Origin of the sequence: Arthrobacter sp. Edens01, assembly GCF_001307035.1 — a bacterium.
In the GTDB taxonomy this organism is placed as follows: domain Bacteria; phylum Actinomycetota; class Actinomycetes; order Actinomycetales; family Micrococcaceae; genus Arthrobacter_B.
In genome coordinates this window covers 1-14428 of the sequence record NZ_LKIU01000002.1, presented here as the reverse complement: position 1 = coordinate 14428, position 14428 = coordinate 1, and the positions used below count along the sequence as shown (strand labels likewise).

The 14428-nt window shown below is 64.5% G+C and carries 13 protein-coding genes and 1 pseudogene; 8 read left to right on the top strand and 6 right to left on the bottom strand.

Annotation, left to right across the window (positions count from 1 at the left end; translation table 11 throughout):
• Positions 1-105 precede the first annotated feature (105 nt).
• Positions 106-792 carry an SAM-dependent methyltransferase gene (locus AO716_RS00470; protein ID WP_082413215.1) on the top strand — a complete coding sequence of 229 codons (687 nt, stop codon included), beginning with the start codon at positions 106-108 and terminating at the stop codon, positions 790-792.
• Here AO716_RS00470 and AO716_RS00465 read toward each other — a convergent pair.
• Entirely contained in the window at positions 789-1403 is a 615-nt protein-coding gene (locus tag AO716_RS00465; protein WP_055239010.1) for a dihydrofolate reductase family protein, read from the bottom strand. The two genes, AO716_RS00470 and AO716_RS00465, sit on opposite strands and share 4 nt — an antisense overlap.
• Before the next feature lie 80 nt (positions 1404-1483).
• Positions 1484-2038 (bottom strand): acyl-CoA thioesterase, encoded by a 555-nt coding sequence (locus AO716_RS00460; protein WP_055239009.1) that lies wholly within the window; start codon positions 2036-2038, stop codon positions 1484-1486.
• A 125-nt stretch (positions 2039-2163) separates the two neighbouring features.
• Here AO716_RS00460 and AO716_RS00455 point away from each other — a divergent pair, with 125 nt between their 5' ends.
• Entirely contained in the window at positions 2164-2376 is a 213-nt protein-coding gene (locus tag AO716_RS00455; RefSeq protein WP_055239008.1) for a DUF2945 domain-containing protein, read from the top strand.
• 67 nt (positions 2377-2443) lie between these two features.
• On the opposite strand, the gene AO716_RS00450 is transcribed toward AO716_RS00455, so the two are convergent.
• Positions 2444-3886 carry an APC family permease gene (locus AO716_RS00450; protein WP_055239007.1) on the bottom strand — a complete coding sequence of 481 codons (1443 nt, stop codon included), beginning with the start codon at positions 3884-3886 and terminating at the stop codon, positions 2444-2446.
• 148 nt (positions 3887-4034) lie between these two features.
• Positions 4035-4502 carry a DUF3237 domain-containing protein gene (locus AO716_RS00445; RefSeq protein ID WP_055239006.1) on the bottom strand — a complete coding sequence of 156 codons (468 nt, stop codon included), beginning with the start codon at positions 4500-4502 and terminating at the stop codon, positions 4035-4037.
• Positions 4503-4660: 158 nt separating this feature from the next.
• On the opposite strand from AO716_RS00445, the gene AO716_RS00440 reads away from it, so the two are divergent.
• Both AO716_RS00440 and AO716_RS17865 read left to right on the top strand, forming a co-directional pair.
• Positions 4661-5971 (top strand): MFS transporter, encoded by a 1311-nt coding sequence (locus AO716_RS00440; RefSeq protein ID WP_055239005.1) that lies wholly within the window; start codon positions 4661-4663, stop codon positions 5969-5971.
• Between the two features lie 50 nt (positions 5972-6021).
• Positions 6022-6947 (top strand): annotated as a pseudogene (locus AO716_RS17865) (LysR substrate-binding domain-containing protein).
• Between the two features lie 86 nt (positions 6948-7033).
• On the opposite strand, the gene AO716_RS00425 reads toward AO716_RS17865, so the two are convergent.
• On the bottom strand, positions 7034-8209 hold the full coding sequence (locus AO716_RS00425; protein ID WP_055239002.1) for a M20 metallopeptidase family protein: 1176 nt from the start codon (positions 8207-8209) through the stop codon (positions 7034-7036).
• 189 nt (positions 8210-8398) lie between these two features.
• Between AO716_RS00425 and AO716_RS00420 the strand changes: the two genes are divergently transcribed.
• The 4 genes from AO716_RS00420 (at position 8399) to AO716_RS00405 (ending at position 12842) form a co-directional block, all read left to right on the top strand.
• Positions 8399-9847 (top strand): sensor histidine kinase, encoded by a 1449-nt coding sequence (locus AO716_RS00420; protein WP_055239001.1) that lies wholly within the window; start codon positions 8399-8401, stop codon positions 9845-9847.
• Between the two features lie 87 nt (positions 9848-9934).
• Entirely contained in the window at positions 9935-10663 is a 729-nt protein-coding gene (locus AO716_RS00415; RefSeq protein WP_055239000.1) for a response regulator, read from the top strand.
• A gap of 110 nt (positions 10664-10773) precedes the next feature.
• Positions 10774-11658 carry an ABC transporter ATP-binding protein gene (locus tag AO716_RS00410; protein WP_055238999.1) on the top strand — a complete coding sequence of 295 codons (885 nt, stop codon included), beginning with the start codon at positions 10774-10776 and terminating at the stop codon, positions 11656-11658.
• Positions 11655-12842: an ABC transporter permease gene (locus AO716_RS00405; protein ID WP_055238998.1), complete on the top strand. Its 1188-nt coding sequence runs from the start codon at positions 11655-11657 to the stop codon at positions 12840-12842. Before AO716_RS00410 ends, AO716_RS00405 begins: the two co-directional genes overlap by 4 nt.
• Positions 12843-12938: 96 nt before the next feature.
• Here the strand turns inward: AO716_RS00405 and AO716_RS00400 are convergent, their stop codons facing one another.
• Positions 12939-14243 (bottom strand): MFS transporter, encoded by a 1305-nt coding sequence (locus AO716_RS00400; protein WP_055238997.1) that lies wholly within the window; start codon positions 14241-14243, stop codon positions 12939-12941.
• Between the last annotated feature and the right edge of the window lie 185 nt (positions 14244-14428).

Below are 14428 nucleotides of genomic sequence, written 5' to 3'. Positions count from 1 at the left end.
ACGACGGAAAGGCCGGACACCAACCCTTTGGGGAAGGTGCCCGGCCTTTCTTATGCCTGGCAGGCGGTCTTGGTACGCCGCGTAGCCCGGAACTAAAGTTCAACCATGCAGGAAAACCAGTCCCATCAGCACGCCGCCCCGGAAGACTCCGCTCCTCTGCCGCCGCCCGACCAGTTCTGGGACGGGTTCTACCGTGAAAGCACCCAGGTGTGGAGCGGGAACCCCAACGCGCTGCTTGTCCGTGAAGTCGAGGGACTCAAGCCCGGAACGGCCCTCGAGCTTGGCTGCGGAGAGGGTGCCGACGCCGTGTGGCTGGCCAAACAGGGCTGGGATGTCACCGGCATGGATATCTCGGCGGTTGCCCTTGAGCGGGCTTCCGCGCACGCCCGGGAGGCCGGCGTCGAAAACCTCGTCACGCTGGTCGAAGCCGACCTGGCTGAATGGTCGGCCACGGATTCCGGAACGGACCACGGCTACGACCTGGTCTGCGCCCAGTTTCTGCACTCCCCCACCGACCTTCCGCGCAATGCGATCCTGCAGCGCGCGGTGTCAGCGGTGGCACCCCGCGGCCGCCTCCTCGTCGTCGGGCATCAGGGATTTCCGCCGTGGGGACGCCATCCTGCGCCGGACCCTGCCCTGCCGACCGCGGAGGAACTTGCCGCGGAACTCGGGCTGGCTGAACGGGGCTGGATCATTGAAACTGCTGAAGCCATTCCGCGGACGGTTCAGGGGCCGGAGGGGCAGGAAGCGGTCATCCACGACAACGTGCTGCTTGCCCGCCGGGGCGCCTAAGGTTCCCTGGGCATCTCCGCCACGGTGAACGGCCGGGGAAGCAGGGACAGCGCCACGACTCCGGACTTGGTTATATGAGTGCCGGTAACCATGAAGGACGACGGCGCCGCTCCGTCCTCGAAAAGCCGTTTTCCGCTGCCAACGACCACGGGAAAGATCAGCAGGCGGTATTCGTCCACCATGCCTGCATCATGCAGCGCCCGGGCCAGCCGGTAGCTGCCATGCACCTGCAACTCCCCCTGTGAGTGCTCCTTGAGCGCTCCGATAGCACCGAGAACGTCCCCCGAAATCACTGAGGTGTTGTGCCAGCTGGGTTCTGTAATCGTGCTGGACACCAGATATTTCGGCAGATGGTTCAATGCGTCGGCGACGACGTCGGACCCGTCAGTCACAAGCTCCCAGTACGGCTGCATCATCTCGTAAGTGGAGCGTCCCAGAAGGATTGCGTCCGCCTGCCGGAACCACCCGGAGACCAGGCTGTCCATTTCCTCGCCTGCAAGGGGAACCAGCCATCCGCCACGGACAAACCCGTTGGACGGATCCTCGTCTGCTGCACCGGGCCCCTGCATCACACCGTCAACGCTCAGGAATGTGTTCACTGTGAGCCGCATGAGGCACCTCCCGGATCCGGTCCACCGTTCGCGGCGGTTCCCCTAGGCTCGGTCAGCGGCGGAGCGCAGTCAAGGGTAGGTTACGCCGCCCACGCGTGCGGGGCGGGACGGCGCGTTCCCGGCAGCGCCACGTTCGCCCGCCAGTCCTGGATCCAGTCAGGGAGCACCAGGTCTTCCGGTGGGCGGCGGCCTACCGCTTCGAAGATCTCCTCATTGCTGACCGGGCCCTTCTTGGAGAGCATGCGGGTGGCGATGAAGGCGCTCGCGTAAATCTCGCCGTCGACCACCATGCGCTGTTCAAAGTAGATGGCACGGTCATCGAAGCCAATGATTTTGGTTTCGATGCTGTAGCGCTGCCACGGTTCCAGCGATTTGCGGAAGCTGATCGTCTCGTTGCTGATGACCGGGCCCCAGCCCTTCCGGCGCATCAGTTTCCAGAAGCCGCTGCGGATCATCAGGTCGAAGCGGCCCAGGTCCATCAGCGAAAGGTACATGCCGTTGTTGACGTGGTTCGCGAAGTCCAGGTCGGTCGGCAGGACGCGCATGGGCAGCGAAGACGTGTCAAAGAGATCCAGTTTGGGCCGGCGGCGGCGGGCGGTGAGGAGCAGCAGCAGCGTGCGGAAGATCAGGTGCATGCCGTCATATTACCCACGAGTAACTTAGACAGCATCAACCGTTACCTGCGTTTCTGCCGGCACGCACCCAAATACCGCCGTCTACCCGTTACATGGTGGCCACTGCAGTGTTATGACTTCTCGGCATGAGCGAGCAATTCAAGGTGGGCGACCGTGTGCGGTGGAACTCGCGCACGGGATCCGTCACCGGGGAAATCACCGAAGTCCATACCTCCGACTTTGAGTTCATGGGCCGGCGCCGGCTGTGCTCGGAAGACGAACCGCAGTACAAGGTCTGCAGCGACGCCACCTCACTGCATGCGGTGCACCGGCGCGAGGCTCTGCGGAAGCTGGGCTAGGACCGGGAAACAAACGACGGCGGCCTCCCGCCCGGAGACCGCCGCCGTCACTGCCGGTGTGCCCGGGCTAGGAACGGGCTGCCGCCCGCGCACGCAGCTTCGCGAGCACCTGGTCCTCCGCTTCCGGGCCGGCTTTGATCCCGCCCGGAACCCGGAAGAACATCGCGAGTCCGATAATCCACCAGACGCCGAACAGCAGCCACGGCTGAACGCCGAGCGCGGCCGGCATGCCGGGCATGTAGAGGCTGAACAGCGCCGTGCCGAGGATCGCAGCTGCGATTCCAATGACGATGCCGCCCTTGCCCTTGCCGCCTACACGCAGCGGCCGCTCCATCAGCGGCTCACGCCGGCGCAGGATCAGGAACGAAATTGCGACGAGCGTGTAGGCCAGCACGATGCTCGGGGCGCCGGAGTCCACCAGCCAGCCAAGCATCTCCGCTCCGCCGAAGGGTGCCAGGACGCTCAGGCCGCCAATGAACAGCAGTGCGTTGTGCGGGGTGTGGTACTTCGGGTGCAGGCGTCCGAACCAGGCCGGAAGCATGCCCGAACGGGCCAGTGAGTACATCAGGCGCGAGGCACCCATCAGCAGCGAGTTCCACGAGGTAAGGATGCCTGCAATGCCGCCGGCAATGAGGATCTTGGCCATGAAGTCTGAATTGAACATGGCACCAACCGCGTCTGCCGTGGCAATGTCCGTACCTGCCAGCGCGCTGGCAGGCATGGCGGAGGACGTGGTCAGGATGACCATGACGTACCAGATGGTCGCCAGGATGACCGAGACAACCACCAGCCGGCCGATCTGGCGGGCTGGGATGTTCACTTCCTCGGCGGACTGCGGGATCACGTCAAAGCCGATGAAGAGGAACGGCACCACAACCAGCACGGCGAAGAATCCGTTCATCCCGCCCGTGAACCAGGGCTCCATGTTGGATGCGCTGCCGCCGGTGAAGGAACCGGCAATCATGACCAGGCCAATGGCCAGCAGGAACAGGACCACGAAGGTCTGCACAACTCCGGCTTCCTTCACGCCGCGGATGTTGATCCAGGTAATAACGACGGCGGCAACGGCACCCACCAGCGCCCAGGTCAGGTGCACTTCAAAGCCGGCAACTGTCCAGAGCGGAATCTGGCTGAGGTCCGGGAAGATGTACTGCACTGTGCGGGGCAGTGCCACAGCCTCGAAGGCCACGATGGTGACATAGCCGCCGATGATCGCCCAGGACCCGATGAATGAAGTCCGCGGGCCCATCGCTCGCAGAATGTAGTTGTGCTCGCCGCCTGCCTTGGGCATCGCGGCGCACAGTTCCGCATAGGTCAGGCCGACGATGGCCATAATGGCTCCGCCGGTGAGCATGGCCAGGATGGCTCCGCCGGTGCCGGCGCTGGAGAGCCAGTCTCCTGTGAGTACGACCCAGCCGAAGCCAATCATGGCGCCGAAGCCGAGGGCCAGGACGTCGATGCGGCCAAGGACCTTTTTGAGTGAGGGTTCGGTTCCGGTGTTCGCAGACATGCCGCCACCCCCCTTTCTGTAGAGCTGTGCCGTTAGGGCACCGAAGTAAATTGCTCACTCACGCTACTGGGATGGTCTGGCCACACCTAATGTTTCGCCCCGGTTAGGACGCTGCCAGGGCGGGAAGTTATACGGCGGGCTCGACCCGCTAGTCGACCGTACTGATATCCAGCCGGACCTCATCCGGAAGCCGGACCCCGGTGCCCACAAGGATGCGGCTTGAAAGCCAGGCCCAGGCCCCGCCGTCGGGCGCTTCAATGCGGGGCGTGCAGCGGAAGTAGATCCGGGCCGGGTCAACCTGTTCACCGCGCATCAGCGCCGCGATGTCCTCTTCGCTGCCGGACCGCAGGCCAAAGTTGTTCACATAGAGCCGTTCCCCGCTGTCCGTCTCCACCGCATACTTGGCTTCCAGCTCGGTCAGCGTCGCGCTGCGCAGAAGCTGGAAATCAGCACCGGCAGGCAGGACCCTGCCGCGCAGCTCCGGTCCTTCCACCCTGCCGCCGAGGATGGGGATGATCCGCCGCAGCCCTCCCGGCGTTTGCCCCACCTCGATCGGCTGGCCCACCTGAACTGAGATGGAAGCGAGAAACGTCAGGGTGGGTGGTGTGGGATTCATGGGATGAGCGTAGCGGGAGCATAAGCATGTGCGCGATGACGGTTTTTCCGACATCAAACGCCGCTTTAATACCGTTGACGTTCTCAACTACTCCTCGGATAGTGGGACCATCCTGCCTGCCCCGCAGCAGGAACAGACTGCGCTGCGATGGAGGAGCAATGAGTCCCACGGCCACGAATACCGGAACACCCGGCGGCATTACTGTCGGCAAGAAACGGCGCGACCTGGTTGCCGTCAACATCGGGAACACCCTGGAATGGTTCGACTGGAACATCTACGCGATCTTCGCGCCGTTCTTCGCCGCCCAGTTCTTCAAAACGGACAACCCGGTGTCCGCACTCCTTTCCACGCTGGCCATCTTTGCCGTCGGCTTCCTGATGCGTCCCATCGGCGGCTGGCTCTTCGGGCGGATTGCCGACGAAAGAGGGCGGCGTTTCAGCCTGACACTCGCCATTGCCCTGGCTGCACTCGGAAGCCTGGTGATTGCCGTGGCACCGAACTTCGATGCCATTGGCGTCTTCGCTTCGATTCTCCTTCTTCTGGCCCGGCTGGTTCAGGGCCTGTCCCACGGAGGTGAAACCGGTTCAGCCTTTACCTACCTCGCCGAGGTAGCGCCGGAGGGCCGGCGCGGGCTCTGGGCTTCCAGCCCCTGGATCGGCGTCGGCGTCGGTTCGATGCTGGCCACAGGCCTGGGCGCCATCCTTACAGCGGTGCTTTCCGATGAGGACATGGCCAGCTACGGATGGCGCATCCCGTTCGCGATTGGTGCGCTGCTGGGTCTCTACGCCATCTACATTCGCCGAACCATGACAGAGTCATCAGTCTATGAAGCGAATGCTGCTTCCAAGACCGAGCGTGAGACCGGCATTCGCTGGGCCCTCCGGCAGCTCGCGGCCAACCGCCGCGGCACCCTGCAGATCGTGGGACTGACCATCAGCGGCGTAGTGGCCTTCTACACCTGGTTCATATTTGCTCCCGGTTACGCGGTCTCGGTGCACGGCATGAATCCGACCTCAGCTCTTGTTGCAGGGCTCTGCGGCCAGGCGGTGTTCCTACTGGCGATTCCGCTCATGGGTACAGCCTCGGACCGCTGGGGACGGCGTCCGGTCCTGCTGGTGTTCAGTGTTGGTTTCTTCATTGCGGCTATTCCCCTGGAGTTTGGACTTGGCTCCAGCCCCTTCTCGCTGTTCGGAACCGTCGCGCTGGCGTCCATCCTCCTGGCCGCCAACTGCGCTCCGCTAGGGGCGGTGTTCGCGGAACTTGTTCCCACCCGGCTGAGGGCAACGCTGATCGGGATTGCCTACGCGACCTCAGGTGCGATCTTCGGCGGGACTGCACCGTACCTCAACACCTGGCTCTCCAGCATCGGACTGCATGTTGTTTTTGTTGTCTACATCATGGTCCTGTGCGCCGTCAGCACTGTGGTTATCCTGACCATGCCCGAGACCCGGAACCGCCGGCTGGACTAGAGCACCGGGTCCCGGCCAGGCCGCCGGGACCCAGCCTCTAGGCTGTACCGATGAGCCAGTTCACCCTGCGACAGCTGCGTTACTTCTGTGCCATCGCTTCCGCCGGCAGCATCAGTGCTGCTGCCGCCAGGGAACACGTCTCCCGGTCGGCTATGGCTGCCGCCCTGGACGAGCTGGAGCGGGCCCTGAAATCCCAGCTGTGCACCCGGCACAAATCGCACGGAGTGATGCTGACCGCCAGCGGCCAGTATGTGTTTGAACAGGCGCTCTCCCTGCTGCGGTCGGCGGAGAATCTGGAGGCGACAGCCGGTGCCCGGGAGCTGGCAGGACCGCTCGCCGTCGGCTGTTATCCGTCTTTGGCTCCCACCATCCTGCCCCAGCTGGTGAAGCTGTTCGCCCGGCTGCACCCGGACGTGGAACTGAGCATTCATCCCAGCGACCAGGAGACACTGCTGCAGCAGCTCAAGGCCGGGGACCTGGAACTGGCCATCATGTACAACATGCATCTGGACCGCAGGGTGGAAACCGCCTGGCTGTATGACACTGCCATGCACGTGATCCTCGCTGCCGGCACCCGCTCGCCGAAAGCCCGGCAGTGCGGGCCAAGGATCTGGAAAACGAACCGATGATCCTTCTTGATGCCCCGCCGAGCGCCGACGACATCCTGTCCTATTTCACAGCCCAGGGGCTCTCCCCCACCATCCGGCACCGGACCCGCCACTTCGAACTGGCCCGCTCACTGGTGGCGCAGGGGCTGGGGTACTCATTGTTCATCCAGCTCCCACGGAACCCCTCAAGCTACGAAGGCCTTCCGGTTCTGGCCCGGGCACTGGATCCGCAGCCCCATTTGGAACGGGTGTCCGTCGTCTGGCCGGCAGGACGGACTCTCTCAGCCAAGGCCCTGCGCTTCATCGAGCTCGCGCAGCAAAACGTCACTTCCTATGCGCCCGACCCCCTGTATCCCAGCCATAGTTAGCGCTGGGGCTGGTGCGGCCACACAGGCCGCACCAGCAAAGAGGGCTGGGAAAACCCGGGCAACAGGGCAGAGCTGCGCCCCCGAAACTACGTCAGCCGGTTGAAAGCGAGCTGCGCCAGCGCGGCGGCCTGGTCGGCAAGGACCGAATCGTCGAAGAGCACCCGCGGCGAGTGGTTCCACGCCGCTGTCTCAGGATCCACCTCCGGCGGCGTAGCCCCCAGGAACAGGAACGCCCCGGGAATCTTCTGCAGTACCAGGGAGAAGTCCTCGGAACCCATCAGCGGGTCGCGGGACTGGATGACGCGCTCCTCCCCGAAGAGCTCGCGCAGCTCACGGATCGCCTCGAAGGTCCGTGACGGATCGTTCTCGGTCATGGGGTAGAGGATTTCGAAGCTGACTTCCGCGGTACAGCCGTGGGCTGCAGCTATCCCGTCCGCGAGCGCCTTGGTCTCCACGATCAGCCTGTCCACTGATTCTGCGGAGAGGGTGCGCACACTGGCCCCCAGCCTGGCGGTATCCGGAATGACGTTGATGGCCCGGCCCGCTTCAAGCTGGGTGACGGTCAGGACGATCGGGTCGAAGACGGAGAACTTCCGCGTCGCCATCACCTGAAGCGCTCCGGCGATCTCTACCAGCGCCGGCACCGGGTCCAGGGCATTGTGCGGCTGGGAGCCGTGTCCGCCGGATCCGTGAATGGTAATCCGCAGTTCGTTGGCCCCGGCCATGAGGGTTCCGGGGCGGGTGCGGAAGACTCCCAGCGGCCCGGGCCGGACGTGCACGCCGTAGGCTGCCACGGGCTTCTCCCCCGCCGCCTCAAGGACGCCCTCCTCGATCATCAGCCCGGCACCGCCGTCGCCCTCTTCCCCGGGCTGGAACATAAAGATCACGTTCCCCGAGATGTCCCGCTGCTGCGCAGCGAGCAGCCGGGCAGCACCGACCAGGCCGGCGACGTGGAGGTCATGGCCGCAGGCATGCATGGCACCGTTTGTTGAGGCGTACTCCAGGTCGGTGAGTTCCTGAACCGGCAGCGCATCCATGTCTCCGCGCAGCAGCACCGACGGTCCGTCTTCACCTCCGCGGAGCACAGCGGTCACGGAGCTGAGCGACTTGCCGGTCGTAATCTCCAGGCCCAGACCGTCCAGGGCATCCAGGATCTTCTGCTGGGTTCGCGGCAGGTGCAGGCCCACCTCGGGCTCCCGGTGGATATCCCGGCGCAGGGACACCAAATCCGGCAGCAGGTCCTGGCCCTCAGCAGCAAACATCCTCGTCCTTACGGTTTGTCCAGCACAGCGGTAAAAGGACTTTAGTCCTGCGTCGAAGTAAACCACTCCGGGCGTCCAAAGGCACTTGTCAGCAGGCACAGAACCGGGTTGTGCGCCGCCATTCATAACCTTCCGGTTCCGTCGTACGGCGGATCCGGAAGCGGCCGTCCCGGATCTAGACTGTTGGCCATGATTGAAACCCAGCCGTCCGGGACGGACACCGCCGGTCCAGTGGTGCAGGAGAAGAAACCGGGAGTGTCCGGAGAGTCCCTTCGCAGCCTGGCCGGACGGATCCGCAGGTTCCGGCTCAGCCTGCCCTGGAACTCGGAGGACGACTGGGAACGCCCCGCTCCTGACCCCGAGGGGTACCGGCGTGACGTGATCGGCGTGCTCATCGCCCTCCTGCTCAGCGCGGTGATGCTTGAATTCATGCGCGGATTCGCATTTGGCGACGGGGACATCGGCAATCCGTGGGTCCAGCACCTGGTGCAGGCATCCATCTTCGTTGTCCTGGTCTTCCGGCGCCGATTCCCCATAACGGTGCTGCTGCTCAGCTCGGCCACCTTCCTCATAGTCGGCATCACCATGCCGCCGATCAGCCAGACGCTGGGATTCCAGGCAGCCTACTTCGCTTCCCTCTACAGCGCCGTCGCATGGGCACGGAACCGGCGGGCACTGTGGCTGGCGGTCACAGTGGTGGTCGCCGCCATGTTCCTCTGGATTATCGTGGGTTTCACGCTTTCCAGCAGCTACGACGAAATCCTCAAGGCGTTCAACATCAGTTCGAATGACCCCGTGGGACTGTTCGCGCCGCTGACTTCCTATGTGCTGTACTCCTTTATGCTCAACGCCGCCTACTTTGGCGGGGCGATCATGTTCGGCTGGAACTCCTGGCGCAGTGCCCACCAGCGCGAACAGCTGGCCGAACAGGCGCTCCAGCTCGAGGCGCAGGCGGCGGACCTGGCCCGTAAGGCAGTCATCGAGGAACGCCTGCGCATCGCCCGGGAACTGCATGACGTCGTTGCCCACCACATCTCGGTGATCGGTATCCAGGCCGGTGCAGCCCGGCGGGTCCTGGAAAAGAAGCCAGACGCCGCTGCCGGTGCGCTGCAGACCATCGAGTCCTCCAGCCGGGATGCCGTGGCGGAGATGCGGTCCCTGCTCGGCGTCCTGCGCTCTTCCGATTCGGAAACAGACGGCCCGGCGCAGCGGCAGCCGGAACCAGGGCTGGAGGAGATTCCCCAGCTCCTGGAGGACTTCCGCAACAACGGCCTGGACGTGAAGTTCCACCGGGCCGAACATGAACCCGGCGTGCTGGAAAACCTCTCCGCGCCGCTCGCGCTCTCTGTCTACCGGACCATCCAGGAGTCCCTGGCGAACATCCGGCGCCATTCCACGGCCGGAAGCGCCGTCGTCGCCCTGCGAAGCGGCAGCACACCGGCAGCTCCGGAGGCCCCTTCCCTGGGCTGGGTCGAAGTTGAAACTGTCGACGACGGCCGTCCCCGGCAGGGCACCGGCGGCACCGGCTACGGGCTGCGCGGAATCCGCGAGCGTGCCGCCCTGCACGGCGGAATCACGGACATTGGCCCCCGCGACGGCGGCGGCTGGCGTGTACGGGTTCGTTTTACGCTGCGCTAACACGCTTTGCCTGCCGGCCCCGGGAAGCCGCTATCGTAATCCGGGGGGGGGCGGCACTGGGCCGGCCGGGGATTTATTGAGGACTTAATGGAACCGATCCGTGTTCTGCTTGCTGACGACCAGGCGCTGGTACGCGCCGGCTTCGCCATGATGCTCTCCGTCGAAGATGAGATCGAAGTGGTGGGTGAAGTCGCCAACGGACAGGAAGCCGTGGACTTCGCGGCAGCCAATGACGTGGACATCATCCTGATGGACGTGCAGATGCCGGTACTGGACGGCATCCGGGCCACGGAGCAGATCGTGGCGGCGGACCGCGCCAAAGTCATCATCCTCACCACCTTTGAACGCGACGACTACCTCTTTGACGCCATCCAGGCCGGGGCCAGCGGGTTCCTGCTCAAGAACGCCGATCCCGATGACCTGGTTGGCGCAGTCCACTCGGTAGCCTGCGGGCACGCGCTGCTCGCTCCGGAAGTGACGGTGCGGGTGATTGAACGCTTCGCCCGCCAGCTGGAAGCCGAGCGGAACACCGCCGCAGCGCCCGCAGGTCCCGCCCCGGTGGAGCCACAGCCGGACCCGGCCCAGCAGAAGCTCCTCGCTTCCCTGACCGCGCGTGAGCGGGAGGTATTGGAACTGGTGGCAGCCGGACTCAGCAACGCCGAAATCGCTGCCCGCATGTTCGTTGCGGAAGCAACCGTCAAGACCCACGTTTCCAACCTGCTGGGCAAGGTCCAGGTGCGGGACAGGGTGCAGGCCGTGGTTTTCGCCTACGAATCCGGACTCATTCTTCCGGGTGAGGCAGGCCGCGAGGCGTAACCCGCAGCTTCCCCCGAACGGCCGATCCGCCGTCGTGCTCCATTCCCTAGGCTTAAGGCAGTTAATCTTCCACAACTGTCCGGCTTGCCGGGAAAAGGAGCAGTACCCCCATGCTGCAGGTCCGCAATCTCACCCGAAGGTTCGGTGACAAGACCGCCGTCGATTCGGTGACGTTCGATATCCCCTCGGGCCAAATGACCGGGTTTGTCGGCGCCAACGGTGCCGGCAAGACCACCACCATGCGCATGATCATGGGCGTCCTCAGCACCACGGCCGGGGAGATCCTGCTCGACGGCGAGCCGCTGACCGCCGAGGCCCGCTCCAGCTTCGGCTACATGCCGGAGGAGCGCGGCCTGTACCCCAAGCAGCCGATCTTGGACCAGCTGGTCTACCTGGGCCAGCTTCACCGGATGAGCGGCGCCGCAGCGCGGAAGGGCGCCATCGAGCTGCTGGAACGCTTTGGCCTGGGCGGACGCACCAAGGACAAGCTTGAATCCCTCTCCCTGGGCAACCAGCAGCGGGTCCAGATCGCGGCATCCCTCCTGCACAAGCCCACCGTCCTGATCCTCGACGAACCGTTCTCCGGTCTGGACCCGGTGGCAGTGGATTCAATGGTCGAGCTGCTGCGCGAACGCACCTCCGCCGGAGTTCCGGTGCTCTTCTCCAGCCACCAGCTGGACCTGGTGGACCGGCTCTGCGACAACATGGTTGTGCTGCAGCAGGGCAAGGTCATTGCCTCCGGCACCGGGGATGACCTGCGGGCGCAGGCCGTGAACCGCCACCGGATCACCATTTCCCCGGACGCAGGCTGGGTCCGTGACGAACCCGGAGTGCGGGTCCTCGACGTCGCCGGTCCCACTGCGATCCTCCAGTTCGACGACGACGACGCGCGCCAGCGGCTGCTGGCCACCGCACTAACCCGGGGTTCCGTTGAGGAATTCGCCCCGATCCGTCCGTCCCTGAGCGAAATCTACCGTGAGGTCACCGCAGCATGAGCACCGTTTCCCGGCCCACCCCGGCGTGGGCGATCGTCACCCTCCGCGAGGTCATGGTCAAGGCCCGCGACCGCAGTTACCTGATCTCCACGCTCGTCACGCTGGTACTGATTGTCGGCGTCGTGGTCTTCAACGCCTACATGAGCACCAAGGCGGAGGAATACACAGTAGCCGTCAACGATTCCGCGGCGACCGCCGTCGTTGACCTCGCGCACGAAACCGGCCAGGCCGACGGTGGGAACACCAGCTTCGAGGCCGTAGTGGCTTCCAGCGCCGAGGGCGCCGAAGAACTGGTCAGCAGCGAAGAAGCCGACGCCGCACTGACCCGCGACGCGGACGGCCAGTGGATGCTCACCGGCAACGAAGAACTCTCCAGCGGACTGCAGCAGGGCATGACCGAGGCCCTGCGTGCCTACGCGCTCGAGATCAACGCCGGTGAGGCCGGCACCACGTCCGAAGCCCTGCTGGAAGGCAGCGAGTTCGAGACCGCCCTGCTGAACGGCAACGCGGAAAACCAGTTCGTTGCCCAGTTCACCGGGTTCGTCTTCGGGTTCCTCTTCTACATGGCGGCCATCATCTTCGGCATGGCGATTGCAACCTCCGTCCTGGAGGAGAAGCAGAACCGCGTGGTCGAAATCCTGGCCACCGCCATTCCGATCCGCCAGCTGCTCTACGGCAAGGTTGCCGGCAACACGATCCTGGCCATGATCCAGCTGGCCCTCTACGCCGGTGCTGCCCTGCTGGCCCTGACCTTCACCGGAACGGCAGACTCGGTGAGCACCATCATTCCGGCGTCGGGCTGGTTCCTGGTCTTCTTCCTGGTGGGCTTCCTGATCCTGGCGTCCCTGTGGGCCATGCTCGGTTCAATGGCTTCCCGCTCCGAGGACCTGAACAACAGCTCCGGCCCGGTGCTGACCGTGATCATCGCGGCGCTCTTCGCCGGGCTGTTCGCCAAGGGACAGCTACTGGTGGTGGCGTCCTTCGTCCCGGTCATCTCAACGGTGGCCATGCCGGTGCGCATGCTCAGCAGCGAGATTCCGCTGTGGGAGACGTTCGTATCCCTGGCCATCGCCCTGGCTGCCGCCTATGCGCTGCTGCGGTTCGGCGAGAAGATCTACCGCCGCGCGGTGATGCAGGGCGGCGGAGCGCTGACCCTGCGCAAGGCGATGAAGCTGGAGCAGTAGCTTCCCGCCCATCGACATGACAGAAACTGCCCGTATGAGCGTTCATACGGGCAGTTTCTGTGATCTCGTTCTGTTGCCTCGTCGGGCGGGGGGGGGTTAGGCGTCCTTGAGGTCAATGCCCTTGGTCTCAGGCATCATCCACACCGCGACGGCGGTGCAGCCGCAGAGGATCATGATGTACACGCTGGACATCCAGCCCACGTTCCATTCGATCAATTGGGCGTTCAGGTACGGGGCCGTCCCGCCGAACACGGCAACGGAAATCGAATAGGCAAACCCGATGCCCTGGGTGCGCACCTTGGTGGGAAAGTTCTCCGACAGTGTTGCCGAGAGCAGGGCCCCGGGAATGGCGACGACGACGAGCGCCAGCGAGGACGCTACGAGCAGCGTCCAGGGATCAGAGCTGATCAGGCCCATCAGCGGCAGCTGCAGCAGGATCATCAGGGCCGCGAAGCCCAGCATCAGCGGCCGGCGTCCCACCGAGTCCGAAAGCCTGCCCCAGAACGGCAGCGAAATCAGTGCAATCAGCTGGGCCACGACCGTCACCCAGTAGGCAGAAGCTGCTGGCATATCCTGCTGCGTGATCGCGTAGGTCGACGCGTAGGAAGTCCAGGTGTAGTGCGCCGCGGTGATGCCCGAGGTCATGGCGATCATGAGGATGATCGCCCGGACAATCTGCCGGCGCGGCAGCGGAGGCGCTGCATCGGCGCCGGCGCCGGCTGCGGCGTCGAACACTTCGCTCTCCATCATGCCCTTGCGGAGGTAGAGCGCGGCGAGGGCCAGGAATGCGCCCAGGATGAACGGAATCCGCCATCCCCATTCGGCCACGGCGCTCTCGCCCAGCACAGCGGTCACCGAACCGCCCACCGTGTAGGCGAGGATTGATCCAGCGAAGATTGCGACGAAGACGATGCTCCCCCACATGCCGCGCCGGTGATTCGGGGCGATTTCAGCAATGTAGGTGTTCGCAGTGGCTGACTCGCCGCCGTGGGCAAAACCCTGGCCGATACGCGCTGCCAACAGGATTACCGAAGCCCAGACGCCAACGGTTTCATAACTGGGCATCAGGCCGATGACCAGTGAACCACCGGCCATCATCAGCATGGTGGTGATCAGGACGAACTTCCGGCCCCTTCGGTCAGCCACACGGCCGAAAACGATGCCGCCCAGCGGCCGCATGAGGAAGCCGACGGCGAACACTGCGAGTGTCGAGAGCAGCGCCGAGACGGGGTCATCCGGGTTGAACATCGCTGCGGCAATGAACGGGGCGAAGACCGCGTAGGCGCTCCATTCGTACCACTCCAGAATGTTGCCGGCCGTGGTCGCCAGCAGCGACTTCTTCTTACCTGCGGTGGCTGACGCCGGCCGCGCCGGGACGGCAGCCGAAGACTGTGCAGACATGATGGCTCCTTTGCCAGTGTTGCATCGGGTGAGTGGGGCGGGGTGAATGCGTCCCTCGAGAGGTCAGTTACGGCTGCTTTGGGGTGGCTAAGTCAAGTGGTGGGTGCAACGCTGGGGGGTTAGGCTGCCGGTTGCAGCAGCATGTTCAGCCGGTTGGCTGGGGTATCCATGTCCAGGGTTGGTCT

Excerpts from the sequence above, each read along its gene's own strand:
- AO716_RS00470 (WP_082413215.1), top strand. The coding sequence starts at position 106 with ATGCAGGAAAACCAGTCCCATCAGCACGCCGCCCCGGAAGACTCCGCT.
- AO716_RS00465 (WP_055239010.1), bottom strand. The coding sequence starts at position 1,403 with ATGCGGCTCACAGTGAACACATTCCTGAGCGTTGACGGTGTGATGCAG.
- AO716_RS00460 (WP_055239009.1), bottom strand. The coding sequence starts at position 2,038 with ATGCACCTGATCTTCCGCACGCTGCTGCTGCTCCTCACCGCCCGCCGC.
- AO716_RS00455 (WP_055239008.1), top strand. The coding sequence starts at position 2,164 with ATGAGCGAGCAATTCAAGGTGGGCGACCGTGTGCGGTGGAACTCGCGC.
- AO716_RS00450 (WP_055239007.1), bottom strand. The coding sequence starts at position 3,886 with ATGTCTGCGAACACCGGAACCGAACCCTCACTCAAAAAGGTCCTTGGC.
- AO716_RS00445 (WP_055239006.1), bottom strand. The coding sequence starts at position 4,502 with ATGAATCCCACACCACCCACCCTGACGTTTCTCGCTTCCATCTCAGTT.
- AO716_RS00440 (WP_055239005.1), top strand. The coding sequence starts at position 4,661 with ATGAGTCCCACGGCCACGAATACCGGAACACCCGGCGGCATTACTGTC.
- AO716_RS00425 (WP_055239002.1), bottom strand. The coding sequence starts at position 8,209 with ATGTTTGCTGCTGAGGGCCAGGACCTGCTGCCGGATTTGGTGTCCCTG.
- AO716_RS00420 (WP_055239001.1), top strand. The coding sequence starts at position 8,399 with ATGATTGAAACCCAGCCGTCCGGGACGGACACCGCCGGTCCAGTGGTG.
- AO716_RS00415 (WP_055239000.1), top strand. The coding sequence starts at position 9,935 with ATGGAACCGATCCGTGTTCTGCTTGCTGACGACCAGGCGCTGGTACGC.
- AO716_RS00410 (WP_055238999.1), top strand. The coding sequence starts at position 10,774 with ATGCTGCAGGTCCGCAATCTCACCCGAAGGTTCGGTGACAAGACCGCC.
- AO716_RS00405 (WP_055238998.1), top strand. The coding sequence starts at position 11,655 with ATGAGCACCGTTTCCCGGCCCACCCCGGCGTGGGCGATCGTCACCCTC.
- AO716_RS00400 (WP_055238997.1), bottom strand. The coding sequence starts at position 14,243 with ATGTCTGCACAGTCTTCGGCTGCCGTCCCGGCGCGGCCGGCGTCAGCC.